The sequence below is a fragment of the Streptomyces sp. 63XJN7_1_ISO-PGPR-S23-121 genome (assembly GCF_056173025.1).
This window is the reverse complement of the sequence record NZ_CM149653.1, coordinates 6,176,089-6,201,610: the sequence shown is the minus strand read 5'-3', so window position 1 is coordinate 6,201,610 and position 25,522 is coordinate 6,176,089. Positions and strand designations below refer to the sequence as shown.

Here is a 25,522-nt window from a genome sequence, read left to right as displayed (position 1 = left end):
ACGGCGGTCGCATATGGCTGCCATACGGCCGTCAAACGGTCACAAGGCGGCCGGGCCCCGTCTCACAGCGCCGCCCGGATCGCCCCGTCGATCTCCGGGAACGCGAACCGGAAACCCGACTCCAGGAGACGGGCCGGAAGCACGCGGGCGCTGCCCAGGACGTCGCCGGACATCTCGCCGAGCACGGCCCGCAGCACCGGCGCGGGCACCGGGAAGGGCGTCGGCCGGTGAAGCACCCGCCCCATCGCCGCGGTGATCTCCCGGTTCGTCGACGGGTGCGGGGCGGTGACGTTGAAGGGGCCGGAGAGGTCGTCCCGGTCCAGTAGGTGCCGGATCGCCGCCACCTCGTCGTGCAGCGCGACGAACGACCAGTACTGCGAGCCGTCGCCCAGCCGCCCGCCGAGCCCCGCCCTGAACAGCGGGAACAGCCGCGCCCAGGCCCCGCCCTGCCGGGAGACGACCAGCCCGGTCCGGACGAACACCGTCCGCACGCCCGCCTCCCGGGCGGGTGCCGCCGCGTCCTCCCACTCCACGCACAGCGACGGCAGGAAGCCCTCGCCCGCGGGCGCGCTCTCGTCGACGGGCCGGTCGCCGGTCTCCCCGTAGTAGCCGATCGCGCTGCCGTTCACGAAGACCCGCACGGGCCGCCGGAGCGAGGCGACGGCCTCGGCGAGCGCCCTGGTGCCGTTCACCCGGCTGTCGCGGACGCGCGCCTTGTACGCGTCGGTCCAGCGGCGGTCGCCCACCCCCGCCCCGGCCAGGTTGACCACGGCGTCGCACCCCTCGAGCCCGGCCGCGTCCACGCGTCCGGCGACGGCGTCCCACCGGACCTCGTCCGGCCCCTGCGGCGCGCGCCGCACCAGGCGCACCACCTCGTGGCCGTCCGCGGTCAGGGACCGCACCAGCGCGCTGCCGATGAGACCGGAGGCGCCGGCCACCGCGATACGGGAACGTTCCGAGTCGTCCATGGGCCCATCCTGCCCGGAACCGGGGGAAGATCGCCGTCCGGAACGCGCGTCGTACAGTGATCGCCATGCCAGTCGCCCACATACGCCCCGCCCGGTCCGAGGACGAGCGGCCGCTGCGCCTGCTCGACCGCGCGACCTGGTCGTACCAGCACGCCGTCTCGCCCCCGCCGGGGCCGGACGACCCCTTCTTCCGGGAGCACTCGGGCCCCGCGGACCACCTCGTCGCCGAGCTCGACGGCGGCCTCGTCGGCTACGTCCGCCTCGGCTTCCCGACGCCACTTGCCTCCAACACCCACGTCCGCCAGATCCGCGGCCTCGCCGTCGCCGACGCGGCCCGCGGCCACGGCGTCGGCCGGGCCCTCGTCCGCGGCGCCGTCGCGGAGGCCCGCCGGCTGGGCGCCCGCCGCATCACCCTGCGCGTCCTCGGCCCCAACACCGCGGCCCGCAGGCTCTACGAGTCCGAGGGGTTTACCGTCGAGGGCGTCCAGCCGGGCGAGTTCTTCCTGGACGGCAGTTACGTCGACGACGTGCTCATGGGACGGCCGCTGGTGTAGGTCCCGGGGCCGCCGGGCGGTGCCACCCGGCGGCCCGGCTCGCGTCGCGGGCGGACCGGATCAGCCCGACAGTAGGACCATGCGTGTCTTCCGAGGTCCGCGCGGCCCGCGGGAACGGCGTGCGGACCGCATACCGGCGCCCGTCCGGGTGCTGCTGTGCTGCGTGCCCGGCATCGCCGCCGCCGCGGCGCTGGCGATGTGCGCGGGCGGTGTCGAACGGGCCTCCGACCCGCACGTCCGCGCGGCCACCGTCCCGCGGCACACGGCCCCGCGGCCGCCCGTCGTGCCCCGCTCGGTCTGGCTGGGCGGCGAGGCCCGCGCCCAGCCGGCCCCGCGTTACGACGACGAGGTCCGCGCGGTCTTCGTCCACCACACCGACACCCCGAACGACTACGACTGCGCCGACGTGCCGGCCATCCTCCGCGGGGTCTACACGGGCCAGACCGGCGCCAGGGACTGGGACGACATCGGCTACAACTTCGTCGTCGACCGCTGCGGCACCATCTACGAGGGCCGCGCCGGCGGCATCGACCGCCCCGTCACCGGCGCCCACACCCAGGGCTTCAACCACCGCACCACCGGCATCGCCGCCCTCGGCACCTTCACCGCCGGCGTCCCCGTGCCGGACGCCCTGACCGAAGCGATCGCCGCCCTCGCCGCCTGGAAGCTGGGGCCCACGGACACCGACCCGCGCGGGACGGTCCGCCTGGTCTCCAGCAACGGCCTCAGCCGGTACGCCGCCGGCAGCACCGCCACCCTGCCCGCCGTCGCGGGGCACGGGGAGGGTTACCAGACCAGCTGCCCCGGCGAGGCCCTCACCGCCAGGCTCCCGCACATCAGGGACCTCGCGGCCCGCCTCCAGGGCAGGACCGGCTGACCCGGTCGGGGCGCCTCAGCCCGGCCCGAAGCGCTCCCACAGCCGCGGGAGGCGTTCGGCGACGGCCCGGTCGTCCTCCAGGTCGACCGGGGCGCCCAGCGGCTCCGCGGGCGCGGGCGCGATGCCGAGGTCGGGGGCGACGGTGCCGGTGAGCTGCTCGTAGGCCTCGTCGGCCGCGTAGCCGAGCTCCTCCCCGTCGCCGTCCAGCTCCTCGTCGAAGTCGTCCAGCAGCTCGGCGAGGGAGTCGGGCTCGTGCACCGCGCCCTCGTACACCTCGCGGCCCTGGCCGATCAGCCAGCACCGGAAGTAGTCGAAGGCGTCGTCGCTCGCCCCGCCGAGCAGCACCCACGCGGCGGCCCACAGGTCCCACGTGCAGGCCCGGTTGTAGCGGGCCTCGAAGTGGCGGGCGAAGTCCAGGACGAGGTCCGGGTCCAGTTCGAGGAGCCGCTCCACGAGCAGGTCGGCCTGGTCCTCGGGGTCACCGTCGGCGCCGCGCCGGGCCGCGTCGATCAGCTCCCAGAACTCCGTCTCGTCCATCACGGGTCCAGCATCGGCCCTGCGGGGGTACGACGCACGCGGAGCGGATCGGATCGTTATGTCCGGGCGGGCGGCGCCTCCGGCCGGCCGTGGTCCCCGTACAGCGCGGAGAGCCGCCGGGCGTCCCGGGCGAAACGTTCACGCAGTTCCGCGGGCGCCAGCACCTCCGCCTCCGGCCCGAGCGCCCTGAGCTGGGCGAGGGCGACCTCCTCGGACTCCACCGGCATCGTCACCGTCACCCACCCGTCCGCGTCCGGCCCGCCGGCGGCCTCCAGGGCCTCCCGGGCGGCCGGCGCGTCCACGGCGTACGGCAGCCCCCGCACGCCCTCCGCGGACAGCCGTACCACGACCTCCGCCCGCAGGATCGAGCGCGCGAACTGCGCGGCCCGCTCCGCCCAGAACGCGGGCAGGTCGAACTCCGCGTCCCGCGTGAACCGCTCCTCGTCCGGCTCCACCGCCGTGAACCGGTCGATCCGGTACACCCGGAACGAGCCCCCGTGCGCCACCCGCGCGCACAGGTACCAGACCCCCGCCTTCAGGACGAGCCCGTAGGGCTCCAGCTCCCGGACGACCTCGTCCTCCCCGCGCCGGTAGCGCGCGGTGAGCCGCCGGTCGTCCCACACCGCGTCCGCGACCGCCGGCAGCAGCCCGGGCGTCTCCGGCTCCCGGAACCAGCTCGGCGCGTCCAGGTGGAACCGCTGCGCCGCCGTGCGGGAGGCGTCCCGCAGCGAGGGCAGCAGCGCGGCCGACACCTTCAGACGGGCAGCCGACGCCGCGTCCTCCAGGCCCATCTCGCGCAGCGCCCCGGGGACCCCGGACAGGAACAGCGCCTCGGCCTCGCCGCGCGCCAGCCCCGTGAGCCGCGTCCGGTACCCGCCGACCAGCCGGTACCCTCCGGCCCGGCCCCGCTCGGCGTACACCGGCACGCCCGCCTCCGACAGGGCCTGCGCGTCCCGCGTCACGGTCCGCTCCGACACCTCCAGCTCCCGGGCCAGCTCGGCGGCGGTCATGGCCGGGCGGGACTGGAGCAGCAGCACCATCTTGATGAGGCGGGCAGCACGCATGCGCACATCATGCAGGAGGCCCCCGCCGAAGCGGGGGCCTCCTCGGGTCAGAGCCTTACAGGCCGTAGCGCTCGCGCGCCTCCTTCACGGCCGTCGCCTGGACCTCGCCGCGCTTGGCGAGCTGGGCCAGGGCCGCGACCACGATGGACTCGGCGTCCACGCCGAAGTGGCGACGGGCCGCCTCACGGGTGTCCGACAGACCGAAGCCGTCGGCACCCAGCGAGGACCAGTCCTGCTCGACCCACTGCGCGATCTGGTCCGGGACCTGGCGCATGTAGTCGGAGACCGCCAGCACCGGGCCCTCGGCACCCTGGAGCGCCTGGCGGACGTACGGGACCCGCTCCTCGCCGCGCAGCAGCGCGGCGTCGGCCTCCAGCGCGTCCCGGCGCAGCTGCGTCCAGGAGGTCGCGGACCACACGTCGGCGGCCACGCCCCACTCCTCGGCGAGCATCCGCTGCGCCGCGAGCGTCCAGTGGATGGCCGTGCCGGAACCCAGCAGCTGGATGCGCGGCGCGTTGGCGACCGGGGTCAGACCCGCCGACTCCGCCGTGTTGAAGCGGTACAGGCCCTTGACGATGCCCTCGTCCACACCGGCCGCGGACGGCTTGGCCGGCTGCGGCATCGGCTCGTTGTAGACGGTCAGGTAGTAGAAGACGTCCGGGTCCTCGCCGGGGGCCGTCTCGCCGTACATGCGGCGCAGACCGTCCTTGACGATCGTCGCGATCTCGTACGCGAACGCCGGGTCGTACGACAGGGCGGCCGGGTTGGTCGCCGCGATCGCGGGGGAGTGGCCGTCCGCGTGCTGGAGGCCCTCACCGGTCAGCGTGGTCCGGCCGGCGGTGGCACCGACCAGGAAGCCGCGGCCGAGCTGGTCGCCGAGCTGCCACATCTGGTCGGCCGTGCGCTGCCAGCCGAACATCGAGTAGAAGATGTAGAACGGGATCATCGCCTCGCCGTGCGTCGCGTACGACGTCGAAGCGGCGATGAAGTCGGCCATGGACCCGGCCTCGGTGATCCCCTCGTTGAGGATCTGGCCGTTCTTGGCCTCCTTGTAGTACATCAGCTGGTCGCGGTCGACCGGCTCGTACGTCTGGCCCTTGGGCGAGTAGATGCCCAGCGACGGGAACAGCGACTCCATGCCGAAGGTGCGCGCCTCGTCGGGGACGATCGGCACCCAGCGCTTGCCGGTCTCCTTGTCGCGGACCAGGTCCTTGACCAGGCGGACGAACGCCATGGTGGTGGCCACGCTCTGCGTGCCGGAGCCCTTGTCGAAGGCCGCGAACGCCTTGTCGGCCGGGGCCGGCAGCGGAGCCAGCGGGTGCACGCGGCGGGCCGGGGCCGGACCGCCGAGGGCGGCACGGCGCTCCTGGAGGTAGCGGACCTCGGGGGAGTCGGCGCCCGGGTGACCGTAGGGGACCACGCCGTCGACGAAGTCGCTGTCCTTGATCGGCAGGCCGAGCAGGTCGCGCATGTTCTTGAACTCGTCCACCGAGAGCTTCTTCATCTGGTGGTTGGCGTTCTTCGACGCGAAGCCGGTGCCGAGGGTGTGGCCCTTGACCGTCTGGGCCAGGATCACGGTCGGCGCGCCCTTGTGGGCGAGCGCCGCCCGGTACGCGGCGTACACCTTGCGGGACTCGTGACCGCCGCGCGAGTAGTGGAAGCACTCGAGGATCTTGTCGTCGGACAGCAGCTTCGCCATCTCGGCGAGCGCCGGGTCCTTGCCGAAGAAGTCCTCGCGGATGTAGGCGGCGTCGCGCGTCTGGTACGTCTGCACCTGCGCGTCCGGTACCTCGCGCAGCCGGCGTACCAGCGCGCCGGTGGTGTCGAGCTGGAACAGCTCGTCCCAGGCGGTGCCCCACAGCGACTTCACGACGTTCCAGCCGGCGCCGCGGAACTGGGCCTCCAGCTCCTGCACGATCTTGAAGTTGGCGCGGACCGGACCGTCGAGGCGCTGCAGGTTGCAGTTGATGACGAAGGTCAGGTTGTCCAGGCCCTCACGGGAGGCGAGGGTGAGCGCGGTGGTGGACTCCGGCTCGTCCATCTCGCCGTCGCCGAGGAACGCCCACACGTGGGAGTTCGTCAGGTCCTTGATGCCGCGGCTGGTCAGGTAGCGGTTGAACCGCGCCTGGTAGATCGCGGAGATCGGGCCGAGGCCCATGGAGACGGTGGGGAACTCCCACAGCCAGGGCAGGCGGCGCGGGTGCGGGTAGGACGGCAGACCGTTGCCGCCGGCCTCGCGGCGGAAGTTGTCGAGGTGCTGCTCGGTCAGCCGGCCGTCGAGGAAGGCGCGGGCGTAGATGCCGGGGGAAGCGTGGCCCTGGATGTAGAGCTGGTCGCCGGAGCCGTCCCCCTCCTTGCCCTTGAAGAAGTGGTTGAAGCCGGTCTCGTACAGCCAGGCCGCGGAGGCGAAGGTGGCGATGTGGCCGCCGACGCCGTACTTGCTTCCGCGCGTCACCATCGCCGCCGCGTTCCAGCGGTTCCAGGCGGTGATCCGCTGCTCGAGCTCCTCGTCACCGTCGATCGCGGGCTCGTCGGCGGTCGGGATGGAGTTGACGTAGTCCGTCTCGAGCAGCTTCGGCAGTGCGATGCCGGCGCCCTCGGCGCGCTCCAGTGTGCGGCGCATCAGGTACGCGGCACGGTGCGGCCCGGCCGCCTTGGTGACGGCGTCCAGAGACGCGCGCCACTCGGCGGTCTCCTCGGGGTCGCGGTCCGGGAGCTGGTCGAGCTCGCTCGGCTGGATGGCGTTGGGGTCGGTCATGTCGCCGCCTTCCTCAGTCGAAGGGGGTTCCCTCAAGGTCAAGGGTTCGGGGGTGCCCTAGGTCTTTGGCAGGACAGGGCTGGGGCTTGGGTGCTGTAACACCTGCGGCTTCCGCCGCGCGGCCCGTCGGTGACTGTAACCCCCTGATCGATGATCGATCAAAGGGTTGAGGGGCAAAACCTCTCGATACCGAGAAAGTCGGCACGCGGTGCCTCCGGCGGTGGCACGGGGTGACCTTGTTCGGTGGGTGTTTGTGCAGGTGAGCGCAATACAGCTCGGGTGGTCGCGGTGTGTCTGGCGGCTGTCGGCGCGTGGCGGCTGATCGCGCAGCCCCCAGGGGTCGGGAATGGGAAGGGGCGGCGGGGGCGAGAAAACTAGGCCCGCGGGGCGCAGCCCAGGACGTGGGCCTTGACGATCTCCGGGATGCGGGGGTCGTGGCGCCGGAACGCCGCGACCAGCTCCTCGTGCTCCTCCGCGTACGACTGCTGCACGGTCCCCAGCCACCGTATCGACAGGGCCGTGAACACCTCGATGCCCAGGCCCTCCCACGTGTGCAGCAGCACCGAGTTGCCGGCCGCCCGCACCAGCTCCCGGTGGAAGCCCACCGTGTGCCGCACCTGGGCCGTCCCGTCGGCCACCCGGTCGGCCTCGTGGAGCGCGGCCACATGGGGTTCCAGGACGGAGCAGTCCTCGGCGAGCCGGTCCGCCGCCAGCTCCGCCGCGATGGCCTCCAGGCCCGCCCGGACCGGGTAGCTCTCCTCCAGGTCGGCGGCGGTGAGATTGCGGACGCGTACGCCCTTGTTCGGCGCCGACTCGATCAGCCGAAGCGACTCCAGCTCGCGCAGCGCCTCCCGCACCGGGGTCTGGCTCACCTCCAGCTCGGTGGCGATCCGCCGCTCCACGATCCGCTCGCCCGGCTGCCAGCGCCCGCTGATGATCCCTTCCAGGATGTGCTCGCGGATCTGTTCGCGCAGCGAGTGGACGACGGGCGCGGTCATGAGAGCTCCTTCAGGAGGGGCGGCGGGCGGGACCCCTGGGGCGTTCGGCCTTTAGACAATACGGCCGTCGCGGCGCGCGGGAAGGGCGCACGGGGGCGCTTCCACGCAGGTGAGACGAGACTTACACGGCGTGCCGCCGCCGGAACGCGACGGTGCCCCCGCCCGGGAAGCTCCGGGCGGGGGCACCGTACAGGCCCATGGGCAGGGGAATTACAGGCCGAGCTCGACCTCGAACTCGCCCGCTTCCAGGATCGCCTTGACCGCCGTCAGGTAGCGGGCGGCGTCGGCGCCGTCCACCAGGCGGTGGTCGTAGGACAGGGTCAGGTACGTCATGTCGCGGACGCCGATGACCGTGCCCTCCTCCGTCTCGATGACGGCCGGACGCTTGACCGTCGCACCGAGGCCGAGGATGGCGACCTGGCCCGGCGGCACGATGATCGTGTCGAACAGCGCGCCGCGCGAACCGGTGTTGCTGATGGTGAAGGTCCCGCCGGACAGCTCGTCCGGAGTGATCTTGTTGGCGCGGACCTTGCCGGCCAGCTCGGCCGTGGCCTTGGCGATACCGGCGATGTTGAGGTCACCGGCGTTTTTGATGACCGGGGTCATCAGGCCCTTCTCGGAGTCCACCGCGATACCGATGTGCTCGGTGTCGAAGTAGGTGATGGTCCCCTCGGCCTCGTTGATCTTGGCGTTGATGGCCGGGTGGGCCTTCAGCGCCTGCGCCGCGGCCTTGACGAAGAACGGCATCGGGGAGAGCTTGACGCCCTCACGGGCCGCGAACGCGTCCTTGGCCCGGGCGCGCAGCTTCATCAGGCGGGTGACGTCGACCTCGACGACCGACGACAGCTGGGCCTGCTCGCGCAGCGCCTTGACCATGTTGTCGCCGATGACCTTGCGGATGCGCGGCATCTTGACGGTCTGGCCTCGCAGCGGGGAGGCCTCCAGGGCGGGGGCCTTCTTCGCGGCGGTCCCGGCGGCAGCGGCGGCCGGAGCCGGAGCGGCGGCCTTCGCGGCCTCGGCGGCGGCGGTGACGTCCTGCTTGCGGATGCGGCCGCCGACGCCGGTGCCCTTGACGGTGGACAGGTCGACGCCGTTCTCGGCGGCGAGCTTGCGCACCAGCGGGGTGACGTAGGCGCCGTCGTCCACCGGCTGGGCGGCGGCCGGGGCGGCCGGGGCCGCCGGAGCGGCGGCCGGGGCCGGCGCGGGCGCCGGGGCGGCCTGCTGCGGGGCGGGCGCCGGGGCGGCCGGAGCCGGAGCAGCCGGAGCGGCCGGGGCGGGCGCGGCCGGAGCCGGAGCAGCCGGAGCGGCCTGCTGCGGAGCCGGGGTGGGCTCGGGCTGCGCGGGGGCGGCGGGCTCGGACGGGGCGGCGGCCGGAGCGGCACCCGCCTCACCGATGACGGCCAGCTTGGCGCCGACCTCGGCGGTCTCGTCCTCGCCGACCACGATCTCCAGCAGGGTGCCGGAGGCGGGGGCCGGGATCTCGGTGTCGACCTTGTCGGTGGACACCTCGAGCAGCGGCTCGTCGGCCTCGACGCTGTCGCCGACCGACTTCAGCCAACGGGTGACCGTGCCCTCGGTGACGGACTCGCCGAGCGCCGGCAGGACCACGTCGGTGCCCTCGGCGGAGCCGCCGGCGGCGGCCTCGGCGGTGGGAGCGGGGGCCGGGGCGGCCTGCTCGGTCGACGGGGCGGCCGCGGCGGGCTCGGGCGCCGGCTCGGCGACCTGCTCGGCCTGCGGGGCGGCCTCGGCGGCCGGGGCGCCGGAGCCGTCGTCGATCAGGGCCAGCTCGGCGCCGACCTCGACCGTCTCGTCCTCGGCGACCTTGATGGAGGACAGCACGCCGGAGGCGGGGGCCGGGATCTCGGTGTCGACCTTGTCGGTCGACACCTCGAGCAGCGGCTCGTCGGCCTCGACGCGCTCACCCTCGGCCTTCAGCCAACGGGTGACGGTGCCCTCGGTGACGCTCTCGCCGAGCGCCGGAAGGGTTACGGAAACCGCCATGGTTTCGGTTGCTCCTTACGAAATTGCGGAAGTCTGTGTCGTCGCGCCCAGTGACCGAGGGAAGGTCAGTCGTGGGAGTGCAGCGGCTTGCCGGCCAGCGCCAGGTGGGCCTCGCCGAGCGCCTCGTTCTGCGTCGGGTGGGCGTGGATGAGCTGGGCCACCTCGGCGGGCAGCGCCTCCCAGTTGTAGATCAGCTGGGCCTCGCCGACCTGCTCGCCCATGCGGTCGCCGACCATGTGGACGCCGACCACGGCACCGTCCTTGACCTGGACGAGCTTGATCTCGCCCGTGGTCTTCAGGATCTTGCTCTTGCCGTTGCCGGCCAGGTTGTACTTCAGGGCGACGACCTTGTCCGCGCCGTAGATCTCCTTGGCCTTGGCCTCGGTGATGCCCACGGAGGCGACCTCGGGGTGGCAGTACGTCACCCGCGGCACGCCGTCGTAGTCGACCGGGACGGTCTTCAGACCGGCCAGCCGCTCCGCCACGAGGATGCCCTCGGCGAAGCCGACGTGCGCGAGCTGGAGCGTCGGGACCAGGTCGCCGACGGCGGAGATGGTCGGGACGTTGGTCCGCATGTACTCGTCGACCAGGACGTAGCCGCGGTCCATGGCGACCCCGGCCTCCTCGTAGCCCAGGCCCTGCGAGACCGGGCCGCGGCCGATGGCGACGAGCAGGACCTCGGCCTCGAACTCCTTGCCGTCGGCGAGGGTGACCTTGACACCGTCCTGGGTGTACTCGGCCTTGTCGAAGAAGGTGCCCAGGTTGAACTTGATGCCCCGCTTGCGGAAGGCGCGCTCCAGCAGCTTGGAGCTGTTCTCGTCCTCGACCGGCACGAGGTGCTTGAGGCCCTCGATGATCGTGACGTCGGTACCGAAGGACTTCCACGCGGAGGCGAACTCGACGCCGATGACGCCGCCGCCCAGGATGATCGCGGACTTCGGCACGCGGTCCAGGACGAGGGCGTGGTCGGAGGAGATGATCCGGTTGCCGTCGATGTCCAGGCCCGGCAGCGACTTCGGCACGGAGCCGGTCGCGAGCAGGACGTGGCGGCCCTCGACGCGCCGGCCGTTGACGTCCACCGAGGTCGGGGAGGACAGACGGCCCTCACCCTCGATGTAGGTCACCTTGCGCGAGGCGATCAGACCCTGCAGGCCCTTGTACAGGCCCGAGATCACGTCGTCCTTGTACTTCTGGACGGCCGGTACGTCGATGCCCTCGAAGGTGGCCTTCACACCGAACTGCTCGCTCTCGCGGGCCTGGTCGGCGATCTCGCCCGCGTGCAGCAGGGCCTTGGTGGGGATGCAACCCTTGTGCAGGCAGGTGCCGCCGACCTTGTCCTTCTCGATCAGGGCGACGTCCAGACCCAGCTGCGCCCCGCGCAGGGCCGCGGCGTAACCACCGCTACCACCGCCGAGGATCACTAGGTCGAAAACGGTGCTGGCGTCGTTCGCCACGTCACGTCCTCCATGCATGTGCGCCACCGGTCAACGGTGACCGGCTGGCGGCTGGTGTCCGGCCGCTCGTTCTTCGGCCCTTGGTTGGGGCCCTGTCCTGCCGAGCCCCATCTTCGCACTTGTCGGCCCCTTACGAGACGCCGGGCCGGGGTGTGAGACACCCCACGTTCCCTCGTGACGCAGGAGGCGATGATGCCCTCGGGGGCGCTGGGCCGTGCTGCCGGCCGACGGCGGGGCAGCGCACTCGGGGGCGCGGGCTGTTCCGATCCGCGGCTCCCGCCGTGTGGCCGCGACGAGCCACCACGGACCCGTGGCCGCCGAATCACCCGCACCCCCGAGCCGGCAGGCGCCCCTAGCCCAGGTCGCCCGCGGCCGTCAGCTCGGCGACCCGCACCAGCGTCCGCACCGCCGTGCCCGTGCCGCCCTTCGGCGTGTAGCCGAACGGCGCGCTCTCGTTGAAGGCCGGGCCCGCGATGTCCAGGTGCGCCCAGGTGATGCCCTCGCCGACGAACTCGCGCAGGAACAGGCCGGCCACCAGCCCGCCGCCCATCCGCTCACCCATGTTGGCGATGTCGGCCGTCGCGGAGTCCATGCCCTTGCGCAGGTGCTCCGGCAGCGGCATCGGCCACGCCGGCTCGCCGACCTCCTCCGCCGCCTCGTGCACCGCGGCACGGAACGCGTCGTCGTTCGCCATGATCCCGTACGTGCGGCTGCCCAGCGCCAGCATCATCGCGCCGGTCAGCGTCGCCACGTCGATGATCGCGTCGGGCTTCTCCTGCGAGGCCGCCCACAGGGCGTCGGCCAGGACGAGACGGCCCTCGGCGTCGGTGTTGAGGACCTCCACCGTCTTGCCGCTGTACATGCGCAGCACGTCACCCGGGCGGGTGGCGGAGCCGGACGGCATGTTCTCGGCCAGCGCCAGCCAGCCGGTGACGTTGACCTCGAGGCCGAGGCGCGCGGCGGCGACGACCGCGGCGAACACGGCGGCCGCACCGGCCATGTCGCACTTCATCGTCTCGTTGTGCCCGGCCGGCTTCAGCGAGATGCCGCCCGAGTCGTAGGTGATGCCCTTGCCGACGAAGGCCAGGGACTTCGTCGCCCTGGACGAGGTGTACGACAGCTTCACCAGCCGCGGACCCGACGCCGAACCGGCGCCGACACCGAGGATGCCGCCGTAACCGCCCTTGGTCAGCGCCTTCTCGTCGAGCACCTGCACCTTGATGCCGTGCTCCTTGGCGGCGGCCTGCGCGATGGCGGCGAACGCCTCGGGGTTCAGGTCGTTCGGCGGCGTGTTGACCAGGTCGCGGGCGCGGTTCAGCTCCTCGGCGACGGAGGCGGCACGCTCGATCGCGGCCTTGTAGGCCTTGTCGCGGGGCTTGCCGCCGAGCAGCGCGGCCTCGGCGAGCGGCGCCTTGCCGTTCTTCGCCTTGGCGTCCTTGCCGTTGGCCTTGTAGGCGTCGAAGGAGTACGCGCCGAGCAGCACGCCCTCACCGACGGCGCCGGCGTCGGCGGCCTCGGTCAGCGGCAGCGCGAAGACGGCCTTCCTGGCACCGGCGAGCGCGCGGGCCGCGGCACCGGCGGCCCGGCGCAGCGCCTCGGCGTCGAAGCCGGCGTCCTTCTCGGGCTCGGCGCCCAGGCCCACCGCCACCACGACGGGGGTCTTGAAGCCGGACGGCGCGGGCAGCTTCGTCACCTCGCCCTCCGCGCCGGAGGCACCGAGGGTCTCCAGCACGTCGGCGAGCCTGCCGTCGTACGCCTTGTCCACGGCCTCGGCGCCCGGTGCGACGACGGGGCCGCGTGCGCCCTTGGCGACACCGATCACGATGGCGTCGGCCCGCAGGCCGGGCACCGCTGCGGTGGAGAGAGTGAGAGCAGTCACGGTGGTGAAATCTCGCTTCCGTATGAAGTCCTGAATGGCCGAATGCGGGTGGGTCGACCGGGCCCGACAACCGACCCTAGATCCCTCCTGCGGTGTGGTATCCACCCGGGCAGGCGAACACCCGGCACGAGCCTACGCTCGCGCCGCCGCCCGCTCGCCGCCGCGCCCCCGCGTTTCCGGTGCCGCCGGGGGCGTAGGAGATCATCGGGGGGTATGCCGACCCCACCCTCTGGAGCACGCCCCATGAGACGCCCGGCCCTGCTGACGGCCCTGCTCCTGCTGCTCGCGGGCTGCTCGTCGGCGTCCCCCGACGACGAGCGGGGCGACGCCGGACCCTGGCGGCCGCGGCCCGGCACCGCCTGGCAGTGGCAGCTCAGCGGCAGGCTCGACACCACCGTCGACGTGCCGGTCTACGACATCGACGGCTTCGACCACGGCGCGTCCACCGTGGCCTCCCTGCACGACGACGGCCGCAAGGTCATCTGCTACGTCTCGACCGGCGCCTGGGAGGACTTCCGCCCCGACGCGGCCGGCTTCCCCGAGTCGGTGCTGGGCGAGGGCAACGGCTGGGAGGGCGAACGCTGGCTGGACATCCGGGCGACGGACGTCCTGGAGCCGCTGATGGCCGAACGCCTCGACATGTGCCGGGAGAAGGGCTTCGACGCGGTCGAGCCGGACAACATGGACGGCTACCGGAACGAGACCGGCTTCCCGCTCACCGCCGGCGACCAGCTCCGCTACAACCGGCTGATCGCGCGGCTCGCCCACGAACGGGGCATGGCCGTCGGCCTGAAGAACGACCTGGACCAGATCCCGGACCTGGTGGACGACTTCGACTTCGCCGTCAACGAGCAGTGCGCCCAGTACGGCGAGTGCGCCGACAACAAGCCGTTCATCGACGCGGACAAGGCGGTCTTCCACGTCGAGTACGAGCTCCCGACCGACCGGTTCTGCGCCGAGTCCCGTGAGCTGCGGCTGAGTTCGATGCTGAAGAAGTACGAACTCGGCGTGTGGCGCGAGGCCTGCTGAGCGTCAGCCCAGCACCAGGACGACCAGCGCGGTCGTGGCCGCCGTCTCCGCGACCCCGCCGAAGACGTCACCCGTGACCCCGCCGAAACGGCGGACGCAGTGCCGCAGCAGCAGTTCGGCGACGGCGACGGCGCACAGCACGGCGAGTGCCGTCCGGGCCGCGTCGTACGGCCCGAGGAACGCGCCCGCCGCGGCCCCGGCCGCCGCGACGGCGACGACCGCGCCCACGGCCCGGCGTGCCGGGACCACCCCGGCGACCGCGGCGCCCAGTCCTTCCGGGCGCGCCGCCGGGACCCCGGCCCGGGCGGCCAGGGTGAGCGTCACCCGGGCGGCGGCCGCCGAGACCACCGCGGCGAGGGCGCCCCGCGCCCACGAGGCGTCGTACGCCTGCGTCAGTGCGGCCACCTGGGCCAGCAGCACGAGGACGAGGGTGATCACGCCGAAGGGCCCGATGTCGGACTGCTTCATGATCCGCAGCGCGTCCTCGGCGGGCTTCCCGCTGCCCAGTCCGTCCGCGGTGTCGGCCAGCCCGTCCAGGTGCAGCCCCCGGGTGAGTACGGCGGGCACGGCGGCGGTGGCGACCGCGGCGAGCAGGCTGCCGGCGCCGAGGAGGAGCAGCACGAGCCCGACGGCGGCGGCGGCGACGCCGACGGCCAGGCCGGCCAGCGGGGCGCACAGCATGCCGCCGCGCGCCGCGCCGCGGTCCCAGCGGGTCAGCCGGACCGGGAGCACGGTGAGGGTGCCGAAGGCGAACCGGAGGCCGTCGGTGGAGGGGGTCCTGAGCACCGGCGCAGACTACCCGGCGGTCACCGGGGCACTTCCGGGGCTCGGGGATAAAGTTCCCCTATGGGAGATTGGTGGCAGCGGAACATCGTCGAACCGGGAAAGCTGCCGCTGCTCCTCGCCCTCACGGCCTTCGTGCTGACGTTCGTGATCACCCGGACCGTGACGCGCCTGATCCGGGCGGGCAAGGGCCCGTTCGGGAACGTCCAGGCGGGCGGTGTGCACATCCACCACGTGGTGCCCGGGGTCGTCCTCACCGTCGTCGGCGGCTTCGCCGCGGTCGCCGGCGGCCGGTACGGGTTCGGGTCCGCCCTCGCGGCGGTGGTCTTCGGCATCGGCGCGGGTCTCGTCCTGGACGAGTTCGCGCTGATCCTGCACCTCGACGACGTCTACTGGACCGAGGCCGGACGCAAGAGCGTGGAGGTCGTCGTGATCACCGCGGCCCTGGTCGGACTGGTCCTCGCCGGGTTCACGCCGTTCGGCGTCGACGGCGTCTCCCAGGACGAGCTGCGGGACCGCGCCAACGTCATCGCGACCGTCGGGGGCAACTTCGTCTTCTCCCTCCTCGCCCTGGCCAAGGGCAAGGCACGTCTGGCGATCTTCGGCGTGATCATCCCGCTGCTGGCCCTGATCGGCGCCGTCCGCCTCGCCCGGCCCGGTTCGTTCTGGGCCCGCCGCTTCTACGGCCGGCGCCCGCGCGCCCGGGCCAGGTCCCGCCTGCGGGCCTACCACCACGACCGCCGCTGGTCCGGGCCGCGCCGCGCCCTCCAGGACTGGATCGGCGGCCGCCCGGACCCGGGACGCCGCTGATCCGGGACGCCCGCGCGAGCCCGCTCACTCGCCGCCGTCGGCGACCTCCGGCAACTCCGCCGCCAGCGCCGCCGCGGCCTGCACCAGCGGCAACGCCAGCAGACCCCCCGCGCCCTCACCCACCCTCACGCCCTGCGCCAGCAGCGGCTCCAGCGCCATCCGGTCCAGCGCCTTCGCCTGCCCCGGCTCCCCGCTGTCGTGGGCCGCCAGCCACCAGTCCGGCGCCCGGAACGCCACCCGCTGGCCCACCAGCGCGCACGCCGCGGTCACCACGCCGTCCAGGATCACCGGGACCTTCCGCACCGCGCACTGCAGCAGGAAGCCCGTCATCGCGGTGAGGTCGGCGCCGCCCACCGTCGCCAGCAGCTGGAGCTGGTCCCCGAGCACCGGCCGCGCCCGCCGCAGCGCGTCCCGGATCGCCGCGCACTTGCGCATCCAGGCCAGGTCGTCGACGGCCAGCCCGCCCCGGCCGGTGACGACCGACGCGTCCGTGCCGCACAGCGCCGCGACCAGGACCCCCGCCGCCGTCGTACCGCCCACGCTGATGTCGCCGAGCACCACGAGATCCGTACCGGAGTCGGCCTCCTCGTCGGCCACCGCCGTCCCGGCCCGGAAGGCGGCCTCCGCCTCCTCCGGGGTCAGCGCGTCCTCCACGTCGATGCGCCCGCCGCCGCGCCGCACCCGGTGCTTCACGACCTCGGCCGGCAGCGTCTCCGGGTCGCAGTCCAGCGCCATGTCGACCACCCGCACCGGCACCCCGAGCCGCCGGGCGAGCACGGACACCGGCCGGCCGCCCTCCAGCACCGCGCGCACCAGGTCGGCCGCGCCGCCCGCGGGACGGGCCGACACGCCCAGCTCGACGACCTTGTGGTCACCGGCGAAGAGCACCACCCGGGGCCGTTCGACGGGCCGTACCGGTACGGCGGACTGTGCCGCGGCCAGCCACTCACCCAGGTCGTCCAGCCGGCCCAGCGACCCGGGCGGCACGACCTGACGCTCCCGGCGCGCCTCGGCGTCGCGGCGCACCCCGCCGTCGGGGCGCTCGATCAGATCGGTGAAGTCGTCGAGATTCAGCGAGCTCATTCGCCGAACAGTACCGGCCCCGGCCGGACGCCACGGAGGTCACATCCGCACCGCGCCCCACCGGCGTCGTTGCCCTCCGGATCGTCATCCCCTACGTAACGTTTTGCGTTGGATTGTCGTACGTCCTCCTCCACCTGTCGGGAGCCGCCCATGTCCGAGCCCTCCGCCCCCTCGGTGCCGTCTCCCGTGCCCCCGGTGCCTCCCGTCCCCCTCTACGGCCCGCACCGCGCCGACTGCCCCTGGTGCGGCTCGCGGCGGCTGCGCTCCCGGCCCGGCCACCAGGGCCCGCGGCGGGGCGCGCCGGCCCGCTCCGTCCTCGACCGGTGCCGGGACTGCCGGCACACCTTCCGCAACCCCATGCCCGTGCCCCGTCCAGCCCCCCTCGTCCTCCGGGCCGGCGTCCGCCTGCGGCACGTCCAGGCCGCCCGCGCGATGCTCCGCCACCACCCCGAGCCCGAGAGCTGGCTCGACGTGGGCACCGGCGACGCCGACTTCCCGCGGGCGGCGCGGGAGTACTTCCCGTACACATCCTTCGACGGCGTGGACCCCACCCACCGCGTCCTGCGGGCCCGCGCGGCCGACCGCCTCGAGGAGGCGTACCTCGGCCGGCTGACGGACCCGCACATCGCCGCCCGGCTCCGCGCCCGCTACGACGTCGTCAGCCTCTTCCAGCACCTGGAACGCGTCCCCGACCCGCGCGCCGAACTGCGCGCCGCCCTCCACGTGCTGCGCCCCGGCGGCCATCTGCTCCTCGACGTCGCCGATCCGCGCCGCCTGTTCGCCCTGCCGCCGGGCACCCCGCACCCGGCGGGCCTGCGCGCCGAGCTGGAGGCCCACGGCTGCACGGTCCTCACCGCCGGGCGGGCCCCCCGTCTCGTCGCCCGCAAGGGGGCGTCAGCCCCGTAGCACCAGCGCCTGGCCCGCCACCACCAGCAGCACCTGCTCGCACTCGCCGGCGAACGCCGCGTTCAGCCGCCCCAGTTCGTCGCGGTAACGGCGGCCCGACGCGGTGGCCGGCACGATGCCCGACCCGACCTCGTTCGACACGGCGACGACGGTGCGCCGGGTGGCGCGCACCGCCTCCGTCAGCTCCCGCACCCGGTCCCTGAGCGCCCGTTCCCCGCCGTCGGCCCACTCGGCGTCGTCCCACGCCCCGACGGCGTCCATCGCGTCCGTGAGCCACAGCGACAGGCAGTCGACCAGCAGCGGCGGCCCGTCGTCCTTCAGCAGCGGGACCAGATCGCAGGTCTCGACGGTGCGCCAGGAGCCCGGCCGCCGCTCGCGGTGCGCGCGGACCCGGACCGCCCACTCGGTGTCCCCGCCCCGGGAGCCGCCGGTGGCCACGTAGAGCACGTCGGGGAAGGACTCCAGCCGCCGCTCGGCCTCCACCGACTTCCCCGACCGGGCCCCGCCCAGCACCAGCGTCCGCCGCGGGACGTCGGGCACGTCCTCGTACACACCCGTCACCAGCGTCGTCCCGTCCGGCACCGCCCGCGCCCCCGCCGCCGCGAGCCGCCGCGCCAGCTCCCGGCCCGGCGGCACGTCGTGACCGAGGTGGACCGCGACGACGTCCGTCGTCGGCCCCGCCGCGCCCACCGCCCGCAGCTTCGCCAGCGCGTCGGGGCGTCCCACGACGTCCGCGAGGACCAGGTCGTAGGGCTCGGCGGTCTCCGCCGGACCGGCCGGCGCCCCGCCCGGCGGCAGGTACAGCAGCCGTTGCCCGTCCGGCCCGGTCACGGCGTACCCGGTGCCCGGCGCGTCCAGCGCCACCGCCCGCACCCGGTGCCCCGTCAGCAGCGCCAGCTCCCGCCCGTCCGGCACCCGCCCCGGCTGCGGCAGCCCGGCCGGCACCTCCACGGCGGGGCCGTCGTGCGGGTGCGACAGCAGCACCTGCCGTACACCGGCCAGCGAATGCCCGGCCCGCGCGGCGGCGAACGCGGCACCGGGGGTCAGGTCGAGGAGCAGCGCCCCGTCCACCAGCAGCGCGGTCGCCGCGCGCGCGTCGTCGCCCTGCGCCGCGGCACACGCCGCACAGGGACAGTCGGGGCGGGGGAGTCCCGCGGGGGCACCGGTGCCGAGCAGAGTCACGTCCACGCCCCGATTTTCGCCGCTCGCCCGGAGACGTGCGCGCCCGAGGCCCCCGAGGGGCCCGGCCGTGCCCCGGCCTTCTACGACCCGGCCGGCTCAGCGCATAGGCTTCGACCGGGAGCCGGACCAAGATCCGGCTTCCGCTCTGCATGTGCTCACATCTTGGAGGCGTACATGGCGGCATGGACGTGGCGGTTCGAGACGGCCGGCGGGACGGAGGTCCAGCCCGCGGTGCAGCCCGAGGAGTTCACCACGCAAGGGGACGCCGAGTCCTGGATCGGGGAGCACTGGAAGGACCTCCAGGAGGGCGGCACGGACCAGGTGCGGCTCTTCGAGGACTCCACGGAGATCTACGGGCCGATGAGCCTGCACGCCGAGGAGGCCTGACCCGGGCGCCGCGGGAGGGGGCGGCCACGACCGGCCGCCCCCTCCCGCGTCACTGCTCGCCCAGCGTCACCTCGGCGGTGCGCCGGTCGCCGCCGCGGGTGTAGGTGACCTCGGTGCGCTCGCCCGGCCGCATCGACGCCAGGGCCTCGGAGAGCGAGGTGATCGTGGTGATGTCCGCGTCGCCCAGCCCGGTGATGACGTCCCCGGCCCGCAGGCCCGCCCGGTCAGCGGCACCGCCGTCGCCGACGCTGACGATCGCCACACCGGCGGCACGGTAGTCGTCGTCGACGACCGTACGGCCGGTGATGTCCAGCGCCGCCCGCCCCGAGTCGGTGACCTTGCCGTTCCGGATGATCTGGCCGGCGATCGTCTTCACCGTCGAGGCCGGGATCGCGAACCCGATGCCGGGTGCCGCGCTGTCGCCGAGGGCCGGGTCGGTCGCGGCGAGCGTCGGGATGCCGATGACCTGCCCGTCGAGGTTCACCAGGGCGCCGCCGCTGTTGCCGGGGTTGATGGCGGCCGAGGTCTGCACCATGTTGGCGAGGGTCGCCCCCGTGCCGCCGTCGTCGCGCCCCTCGGTGACGGTCCGTCCGGTCGCCGACACGATGCCCTGCGTCACGCTGGACGACAGCCCCAGCGGCGAGCCCATCGCCAGCACGATCTGTCCGACCTCGACCTTCGAGGAGTCCCCGAACCCGGCCGCCCGCACGCCCTCGGGCACCTTGTCCAGCTTGACGACCGCGAGGTCCTGCTCGGGGTAGGTGGAGACGAGCCGCGCGGACAGCGGGTCCTCGCTGTGGGCGGTCGTCACCCGGAAGTCCGTCCGGTCCCCGACGACATGGGCGTTGGTGACGACGTGGCCCTGACCGTCGTAGACGACCCCCGAGCCCAGGGCGTCCCCGGCCTGGATCTGCACGACCGAGGGCAGGACGTCCTTGATCACCCGCTGGTAGTCGGCCTGGAGGTCATTGGCCGCGGCCGGCGCGGCGGCCCTGGTCGTGGCGGCCTCCCGCCCGGCGCCGGTACCGGCTTCCGGCCCGGCGCCCGCTCCGGCCGCGGTGCAACCGGTGGCGAGCAGCAGGGCGCACGCCGGCGCGGCGACGAGGGCGCGTGGCCGGGACACACGGGTGCGGGAGACGTCCATGCCCCGAGTCTCACGGCGGCCCGGACGTCCTGCTTCCGTACGGCACCCGAACGGGCGCCGCGGGGCGCCTGGGGGGGTGTCCGACACATGCCCGCGGCGTCGCGGCGCCCGGTACGCACGCTCGCCGCGTTGCCGGAAACCCCCTACCCCCGCACCCCGCACAGGTGCAGCAGCGCCGCGATCCCGCGGTACGGGTCCGTCCGGCCGGCCCGTTCCTCGGCAGCCAGCAGCGTCTCGAGGTCGTCCGGGGCCGCGGCACCGTCGGCCGCCGTGTCCGTGAAGACCCGGACGCCGTACCAGGCGTTCAGCGGGGCGCCGATGCCGGCGAGCCTGGCCGTCAGCGTCACGAGCCGGTCGGCGCGGACGTTCAGACCCAGGCGGTTGCGGTAGGCGGTGGTGTCGAAGGAGGCGAGCGCGCCGGCCCAGTCGCCGGACAGACCCGGGCGCATGGCGAGCGCGTCACCGTTGCGCACGAGCAGCGACAGCAGGCCGCCCGGGGCGAGCATGCGGGCCAGCCCGGCCAGCAGCGGGTCGGGCTCCTCGACGTACATGAGCACGCCGTGGCACAGCACCACGTCGAAGCTGCCGGGCAGGAAGTGCACGCCGGTGTCCCGGCCGTCGCCCTCGATGATCCGCATCCGCTCCCGGATGCCCTCGGGCTGGCCCGCCAGGGCCTCCCGCGCCGCGGCGATCATGGTGGCGTCCCGCTCCAGGCCGGTCACCTGGTGCCCGGCCCGTGCCAGCCGCAGCGCCTGGGTGCCCTGCCCCATGCCGACGTCGAGCACCCGCAGCCGCTTGCCGACCGGGTAGCGGCCGACTATCTGCTCGTCGAGCTGCCGGGCCACCAGTTCCTGCCGTACGACGTCGCGCAGACCGCCGAGCTTGTCCAGCCATGCCTCGGCCGCGCCCCCGGTGAACGGCGTGGTGCTCAGGGCCGCTCCCCGCGCTTGACCTGCGGCTTGGGCAGCCGGAGCCGGCGCATCTGCAGCGAGCGCATCAGCGCGTAGGCGACCGCGCCGCGCTTGCGGTCGTCGGGGAAGCGCTCTGCGAGGCGCTTCTTCAGGCGGAAGCCGGTGACCAGGGAGTCGAGCACGATCAGCACGATCACGACCAGCCACAGCAGCAGCGCGACGTTCTGCAGCGAGGCCACGCGGATCATGCTCAGCACGAGGATGACCACGGCCATCGGCAGGAAGTACTCGGCGATGTTGAACCGCGAGTCGACGAAGTCGCGCGCGAACTTGCGGACCGGGCCCTTGTCACGGGCCGGCAGGTACCGCTCGTCGCCGCTGGCCAGCGCCTGGCGCTGCCGCTCCATCGCGGAGCGGCGCTCCTCGCGCTGGCGCTTGGCGGCCTCCTTGCGCGTCATCTGCGTATTGGCGACGCTGCGGCGCTGGGACTGGGCCTCACTGCGCTTGGGCGTGGGCCTGCCCTTCGGGGCCTGCGGGTCGCGGGGCTGCTTGGAGTCGGTCACCGGCGTCCTGACGGCGCTCGGGGCCTTCTCTTCCTTGGCACGGCTACGGAACACAAAACCCAAGGGTACGGGGTGGGGGAGTGCGGACCCCAGTCCGGTGGGGAACGATCCGGCAACGCCAGTCGTCGGTAAGGGGACAGAGGGGGACGTTGCGTACGGCCCCGGCACCGGGGTTCCGGGGCGTCTCCCCGGGGAGCACCTACTCCTTACGCCGGACCGGGAGCGTACGCAGTCGTCCTTGGGGATGAGCGCATCCGTCCCCGAACAGTGCGGTAATGGATGCAGGGCCCGTACTGTGGGTCTTGTTGCAGTCGCTGGAGCTGGAGTCGGTCAGAAGGGGGCGCGCGAAGCCCATGAGCGGTGTCATGAAGCGTATGGGGATGATCTTCCGCGCGAAGGCCAACAAGGCCCTTGACCGGGCCGAGGACCCGCGCGAGACCCTCGATTACTCGTACCAGAAACAGCTTGAGCTGCTGCAGAAGGTGCGCCGCGGCGTCGCCGACGTGGCGACCAGCCGCAAGCGCCTGGAGCTCCAGCTCAACCAGCTCCAGGGGCAGTCGTCCAAGCTGGAGGACCAGGGCCGCAAGGCGCTCGCGCTGGGCCGCGAGGACCTGGCCCGCGAGGCGCTCTCCCGCCGCGCCGCGCTCCAGCAGCAGGTGACCGACCTGGAGACGCAGCACGCCACCCTCCAGGGCGAGGAGGAGAAGCTCACCCTGGCGGCCCAGCGCCTCCAGGCCAAGGTGGACGCCTTCCGCACGAAGAAGGAGACCATCAAGGCCACCTACACGGCGGCCCAGGCGCAGACCCGCATCGGGGAGGCGTTCTCCGGCATCTCCGAGGAGATGGGCGACGTGGGCCTGGCGATCCAGCGGGCCGAGGACAAGACCGCCCAGCTCCAGGCGCGGGCCGGCGCCATCGACGAGCTGCTCGCCTCCGGCGCCCTGGACGACCAGTCCGGCATGCACAAGGACGACATCCAGGCCGAGCTGGACCGGCTCTCCGGTGGTACGGATGTAGAGCTGGAGCTGCAGCGCATGAAGGCCGAGCTGGCCGGCGGCAGCTCGTCCGACCGGCAGGCACTGGAGGGCGGGCAGGGCCAGTCGCAGCCCCAGCAGCAGCCGCAGGACACCCCGCGTTTCGACAAGCAGTAGCCCACACCCAGGAGGGCGACATGATCGTGAGGATCATGGGGGAGGGGCAGCTGGCGCTGCCCGACGGCCGTCTCGCCGAGCTGAACAAGCTGGACGACGAACTCCTCGCCGAGATGGAGAACGGTGACGGCCCCGGTTTCCGCGCGACCCTCCAGGCCCTGCTGGCCAAGGTCCGCGAACTGGGCGAACCGCTGCCGGACGACTCCCTGGAGCCGTCGGACCTGATCCTCCCCGCCCAGGACGCCACCCTTGAGGAGGTCAGGGAACTCCTCAGCGACGACGGCCTCATCCCGGACGGCGCCTGACGGCACCTTCGGGGAACGCCGGCCACCGGTACCGCGGCGGCGCCGGTCACTTTCAGCCCGTCCGGCGCTCGAGGACGAGGCCGTTCAGGCCGAAGCGGGGGTCCGGGGGCGCAGCCCCCGGGCCGACGGCCACCATGACGCCGGGCACCCCGCGAAGAGACGCCCGCTACGGCTACCGTAAACACGCGTGAGCACCCTCGCCCGCGCCCGCTGCCGCCTCGGCGCCCATCCCTCCGCCCTGGACGCGGCCCTCGCGGCGGCCGTCCTCGTGTGCATGGTGGCCGGATCCTTCGCCGACCCGCACGGCCCCGACGGCGTCACCTGGGGCGTCCGCACCCCCGACCCGCTCAGCCTGCTCCTCATGGTGCTCGGCGCCGCCGCGCTCGTCCCGCGCCGCCGGGCCCCCCTCGCGGTCCTCGCGTTCACCGGCTGCCTCTCGATCGTCGAGTGCGTCACCGGCGACCCCCGCACGCCCGTCGTCATGTCCGCCGTCGTCGCCCTCTACACCGTCGCGGCCACCACCGACCGCTCGACCACCTGGCGGGTCGGGTTGCTCACCACGACCGTGCTGACCGGCGCCGCCATGCTGGCCGGCCCCCTGCCCTGGTACGCCCAGGACAACCTCGCCGTCTTCGCCTGGACCGGCATCGGCGCCACCGCGGGCGACGCCGTCCGCAGCCGCCGGGCCTTCGTCCGGGCCATCCGGGAACGCGCCGAGAAGGCCGAGCGGACCCGCGAGGAGGAGGCCCGCCGCCGCGTCGCCGAGGAGCGGCTGCGCATCGCCCGCGACCTGCACGACGTCGTCGCCCACCACATCGCCCTCGTCAACGTCCAGGCCGGGGTCGCCGCCCACGTCATGGACAAGCGGCCCGACCAGGCCAAGGAGGCCCTCGCCCACGTACGGGAGGCCAGCCGGTCCGCGCTGGGCGAACTGCGCGCCACCGTCGGCCTGCTCCGCCAGTCCGACGACCCCAGGGCCCCGACCGAACCGGCCCCCGGCCTGGACCGGCTTGACGAGCTCGTCGCCACCTTCCACCACGCCGGTCTGCACATCGAGGTGGCCCGTGCCGACCAGGGCGCCACCCTGCCCGCCGCCGTCGACCTGGCCGCCTACCGGATCATCCAGGAGGCGCTGACCAACGTGCAGAAGCACGCCGGACAGCGGGCGAAGGCGGAGGTCAGCATCGTCCGGGTGGGACCGAACATCGAGGTCACCGTCCTCGACGACGGCGCCGGCGGGACGGACGCCCCAGCCGACGGCGGCGGGCACGGCCTGCTCGGCATGCGCGAGCGCGTCACCGCCGTGCGCGGCACCCTCACCACCGGTCCCCGCTACGGAGGCGGCTTCCGGGTCCATGCGATCCTTCCCGTCAGGAACCGTGACGACGCCGCGAAGGATGCCGTATGACGATCCGTGTCCTGCTCGCCGACGACCAGGCGCTGCTGCGCAGTGCCTTCCGGGTGCTCGTCGACTCCGAGCCCGACATGGAGGTGGTGGGGGAGGCGTCCGACGGCGCCGAGGCGGCACGGCTGGCCGCCGAGCACCGGCCCGACGTGGTGCTGATGGACATCCGGATGCCCGGCACGGACGGGCTCGCCGCCACCCGGACGATCAGCGCCGACCCCGCCCTCGCCCACGTCCGCGTGGTCATACTGACCACCTTCGAGGTCGACGACTACGTGGTGCAGTCGCTGCGCGCCGGTGCCTCCGGCTTCCTCGGCAAGGGCTCGGAGCCGGAGGAACTGCTGAGCGCCATCCGCGTCGCGGCCGGCGGCGAGGCACTGCTGTCCCCGGCCGCCACCAAGGGACTCATCGCCCGCTTCCTCGCCCAGGCGGGCACCGCCGACGACGCCGACCGCGACCCGGCCCGCGCACGGAAGCTCGACTCGCTGACCGGGCGGGAGCGCGAGGTGCTGGTGCAGGTGGCCGGCGGGCACTCCAACGACGAGATCGCCGAACGGCTGGAGGTCAGCCCGCTCACGGTCAAGACGCACGTGAACCGGGCGATGGCCAAGCTGGGCGCCCGCGACCGGGCCCAGCTGGTGGTCATCGCGTACGAGTCCGGGCTGGTACGTCCAAGGGTGGAGTGACGTCCACCCGGCCGTACTGCGGCGGGAGTATGCGCCGGATAAGGAAATGGACCTGGGGCCTACGGAACCGGGCCCACCCATGGCCCA

Annotated in this window: 24 protein-coding genes; 10 read left to right on the top strand and 14 right to left on the bottom strand. The window is 73.7% G+C overall.

Features of this window, described 5'->3' with window-relative positions; all coding sequences use genetic code 11:
* Nucleotides 1–62: 62 nt before the first annotated feature.
* Nucleotides 63–968 carry a TIGR01777 family oxidoreductase gene (locus AC0VYN_RS27730; RefSeq protein WP_475533149.1) on the bottom strand — a complete coding sequence of 302 codons (906 nt, stop codon included), beginning with the start codon at nucleotides 966–968 and terminating at the stop codon, nucleotides 63–65.
* Between the two features lie 65 nt (nucleotides 969–1,033).
* On the opposite strand from AC0VYN_RS27730, the gene AC0VYN_RS27725 reads away from it, so the two are divergent.
* Complete coding sequence (locus AC0VYN_RS27725) at nucleotides 1,034–1,522, top strand: N-acetyltransferase family protein (RefSeq protein WP_475533148.1); 489 nt, start codon at nucleotides 1,034–1,036, stop codon at nucleotides 1,520–1,522.
* Nucleotides 1,523–1,601: 79 nt separating this feature from the next.
* Complete coding sequence (locus tag AC0VYN_RS27720) at nucleotides 1,602–2,399, top strand: peptidoglycan recognition protein family protein (protein WP_475533147.1); 798 nt, start codon at nucleotides 1,602–1,604, stop codon at nucleotides 2,397–2,399.
* Nucleotides 2,400–2,414: 15 nt separating this feature from the next.
* On the opposite strand, the gene AC0VYN_RS27715 is transcribed toward AC0VYN_RS27720, so the two are convergent.
* The 7 genes from AC0VYN_RS27715 to AC0VYN_RS27685 form a co-directional block, all read right to left on the bottom strand.
* Entirely contained in the window at nucleotides 2,415–2,936 is a 522-nt protein-coding gene (locus tag AC0VYN_RS27715; RefSeq protein WP_475537004.1) for a DUF4240 domain-containing protein, read from the bottom strand.
* Between the two features lie 56 nt (nucleotides 2,937–2,992).
* Nucleotides 2,993–4,000, bottom strand: a complete 1,008-nt coding sequence (locus tag AC0VYN_RS27710) for a helix-turn-helix transcriptional regulator (RefSeq protein WP_475533146.1) — start codon at nucleotides 3,998–4,000, stop codon at nucleotides 2,993–2,995.
* A gap of 55 nt (nucleotides 4,001–4,055) precedes the next feature.
* The gene (aceE, locus tag AC0VYN_RS27705; RefSeq protein ID WP_475533145.1) at nucleotides 4,056–6,758 is read right to left on the bottom strand and encodes a pyruvate dehydrogenase (acetyl-transferring), homodimeric type; all 2,703 of its coding nucleotides are present in this window, start codon (nucleotides 6,756–6,758) and stop codon (nucleotides 4,056–4,058) included.
* A 374-nt stretch (nucleotides 6,759–7,132) separates the two neighbouring features.
* Entirely contained in the window at nucleotides 7,133–7,756 is a 624-nt protein-coding gene (locus AC0VYN_RS27700) for a GntR family transcriptional regulator (RefSeq protein ID WP_385466004.1), read from the bottom strand.
* Between the two features lie 210 nt (nucleotides 7,757–7,966).
* On the bottom strand, nucleotides 7,967–9,757 hold the full coding sequence (sucB, locus tag AC0VYN_RS27695; protein ID WP_475533144.1) for a 2-oxoglutarate dehydrogenase, E2 component, dihydrolipoamide succinyltransferase: 1,791 nt from the start codon (nucleotides 9,755–9,757) through the stop codon (nucleotides 7,967–7,969).
* Between the two features lie 65 nt (nucleotides 9,758–9,822).
* Nucleotides 9,823–11,211, bottom strand: a complete 1,389-nt coding sequence (gene lpdA / locus AC0VYN_RS27690) for a dihydrolipoyl dehydrogenase (RefSeq protein ID WP_385466010.1) — start codon at nucleotides 11,209–11,211, stop codon at nucleotides 9,823–9,825.
* A 352-nt stretch (nucleotides 11,212–11,563) separates the two neighbouring features.
* Nucleotides 11,564–13,090, bottom strand: a complete 1,527-nt coding sequence (locus tag AC0VYN_RS27685; protein WP_475533143.1) for a leucyl aminopeptidase — start codon at nucleotides 13,088–13,090, stop codon at nucleotides 11,564–11,566.
* Nucleotides 13,091–13,333: 243 nt separating this feature from the next.
* Between AC0VYN_RS27685 and AC0VYN_RS27680 the strand changes: the two genes are divergently transcribed.
* Nucleotides 13,334–14,119, top strand: a complete 786-nt coding sequence (locus AC0VYN_RS27680; RefSeq protein WP_385466016.1) for an endo alpha-1,4 polygalactosaminidase — start codon at nucleotides 13,334–13,336, stop codon at nucleotides 14,117–14,119.
* Nucleotides 14,120–14,122: 3 nt separating this feature from the next.
* Here the strand turns inward: AC0VYN_RS27680 and AC0VYN_RS27675 are convergent, their stop codons facing one another.
* Nucleotides 14,123–14,905: an adenosylcobinamide-GDP ribazoletransferase gene (locus AC0VYN_RS27675; protein ID WP_475533142.1), complete on the bottom strand. Its 783-nt coding sequence runs from the start codon at nucleotides 14,903–14,905 to the stop codon at nucleotides 14,123–14,125.
* A gap of 60 nt (nucleotides 14,906–14,965) precedes the next feature.
* Between AC0VYN_RS27675 and AC0VYN_RS27670 the strand changes: the two genes are divergently transcribed.
* Nucleotides 14,966–15,712: a hypothetical protein gene (locus AC0VYN_RS27670; protein WP_475533141.1), complete on the top strand. Its 747-nt coding sequence runs from the start codon at nucleotides 14,966–14,968 to the stop codon at nucleotides 15,710–15,712.
* Between the two features lie 24 nt (nucleotides 15,713–15,736).
* Here the strand turns inward: AC0VYN_RS27670 and cobT are convergent, their stop codons facing one another.
* Complete coding sequence (gene cobT, locus AC0VYN_RS27665) at nucleotides 15,737–16,795, bottom strand: nicotinate-nucleotide--dimethylbenzimidazole phosphoribosyltransferase (RefSeq protein WP_475533140.1); 1,059 nt, start codon at nucleotides 16,793–16,795, stop codon at nucleotides 15,737–15,739.
* Nucleotides 16,796–16,945: 150 nt separating this feature from the next.
* On the opposite strand from cobT, the gene AC0VYN_RS27660 reads away from it, so the two are divergent.
* Entirely contained in the window at nucleotides 16,946–17,701 is a 756-nt protein-coding gene (locus tag AC0VYN_RS27660; protein WP_475533139.1) for a class I SAM-dependent methyltransferase, read from the top strand.
* On the opposite strand, the gene AC0VYN_RS27655 is transcribed toward AC0VYN_RS27660, so the two are convergent.
* A complete protein-coding gene (locus tag AC0VYN_RS27655) occupies nucleotides 17,690–18,889 on the bottom strand; it encodes a bifunctional adenosylcobinamide kinase/adenosylcobinamide-phosphate guanylyltransferase (RefSeq protein ID WP_475533138.1) in 1,200 nt (399 codons plus the stop codon). The genes AC0VYN_RS27660 and AC0VYN_RS27655 overlap by 12 nt on opposite strands.
* Before the next feature lie 168 nt (nucleotides 18,890–19,057).
* Here AC0VYN_RS27655 and AC0VYN_RS27650 point away from each other — a divergent pair, with 168 nt between their 5' ends.
* Nucleotides 19,058–19,270, top strand: a complete 213-nt coding sequence (locus AC0VYN_RS27650) for a hypothetical protein (protein WP_189228162.1) — start codon at nucleotides 19,058–19,060, stop codon at nucleotides 19,268–19,270.
* 49 nt (nucleotides 19,271–19,319) lie between these two features.
* Here the strand turns inward: AC0VYN_RS27650 and AC0VYN_RS27645 are convergent, their stop codons facing one another.
* The 3 genes from AC0VYN_RS27645 to AC0VYN_RS27635 form a co-directional block, all read right to left on the bottom strand.
* Complete coding sequence (locus AC0VYN_RS27645; protein WP_475533137.1) at nucleotides 19,320–20,414, bottom strand: S1C family serine protease; 1,095 nt, start codon at nucleotides 20,412–20,414, stop codon at nucleotides 19,320–19,322.
* A 143-nt stretch (nucleotides 20,415–20,557) separates the two neighbouring features.
* Entirely contained in the window at nucleotides 20,558–21,259 is a 702-nt protein-coding gene (locus tag AC0VYN_RS27640; RefSeq protein ID WP_475533136.1) for a class I SAM-dependent methyltransferase, read from the bottom strand.
* Nucleotides 21,260–21,342: 83 nt separating this feature from the next.
* Nucleotides 21,343–21,981, bottom strand: a complete 639-nt coding sequence (locus tag AC0VYN_RS27635) for a DUF3043 domain-containing protein (protein ID WP_475537003.1) — start codon at nucleotides 21,979–21,981, stop codon at nucleotides 21,343–21,345.
* Between the two features lie 272 nt (nucleotides 21,982–22,253).
* Here AC0VYN_RS27635 and AC0VYN_RS27630 point away from each other — a divergent pair, with 272 nt between their 5' ends.
* The 4 genes from AC0VYN_RS27630 to AC0VYN_RS27615 all read left to right on the top strand — a co-directional run bounded on the left by AC0VYN_RS27630 (nucleotide 22,254) and on the right by AC0VYN_RS27615 (nucleotide 25,435).
* Nucleotides 22,254–23,039: a PspA/IM30 family protein gene (locus AC0VYN_RS27630; protein WP_385466042.1), complete on the top strand. Its 786-nt coding sequence runs from the start codon at nucleotides 22,254–22,256 to the stop codon at nucleotides 23,037–23,039.
* A gap of 20 nt (nucleotides 23,040–23,059) precedes the next feature.
* Complete coding sequence (gene pspAA, locus AC0VYN_RS27625) at nucleotides 23,060–23,344, top strand: PspA-associated protein PspAA (protein ID WP_385466045.1); 285 nt, start codon at nucleotides 23,060–23,062, stop codon at nucleotides 23,342–23,344.
* A 187-nt stretch (nucleotides 23,345–23,531) separates the two neighbouring features.
* Nucleotides 23,532–24,752: a sensor histidine kinase gene (locus tag AC0VYN_RS27620; RefSeq protein ID WP_475533135.1), complete on the top strand. Its 1,221-nt coding sequence runs from the start codon at nucleotides 23,532–23,534 to the stop codon at nucleotides 24,750–24,752.
* Nucleotides 24,749–25,435, top strand: coding sequence for a response regulator (locus AC0VYN_RS27615; protein WP_475533134.1), 687 nt, complete (start codon nucleotides 24,749–24,751; stop codon nucleotides 25,433–25,435). The genes AC0VYN_RS27620 and AC0VYN_RS27615 overlap by 4 nt, the downstream gene beginning before the upstream one ends.
* Nucleotides 25,436–25,522: the final 87 nt, after the last annotated feature.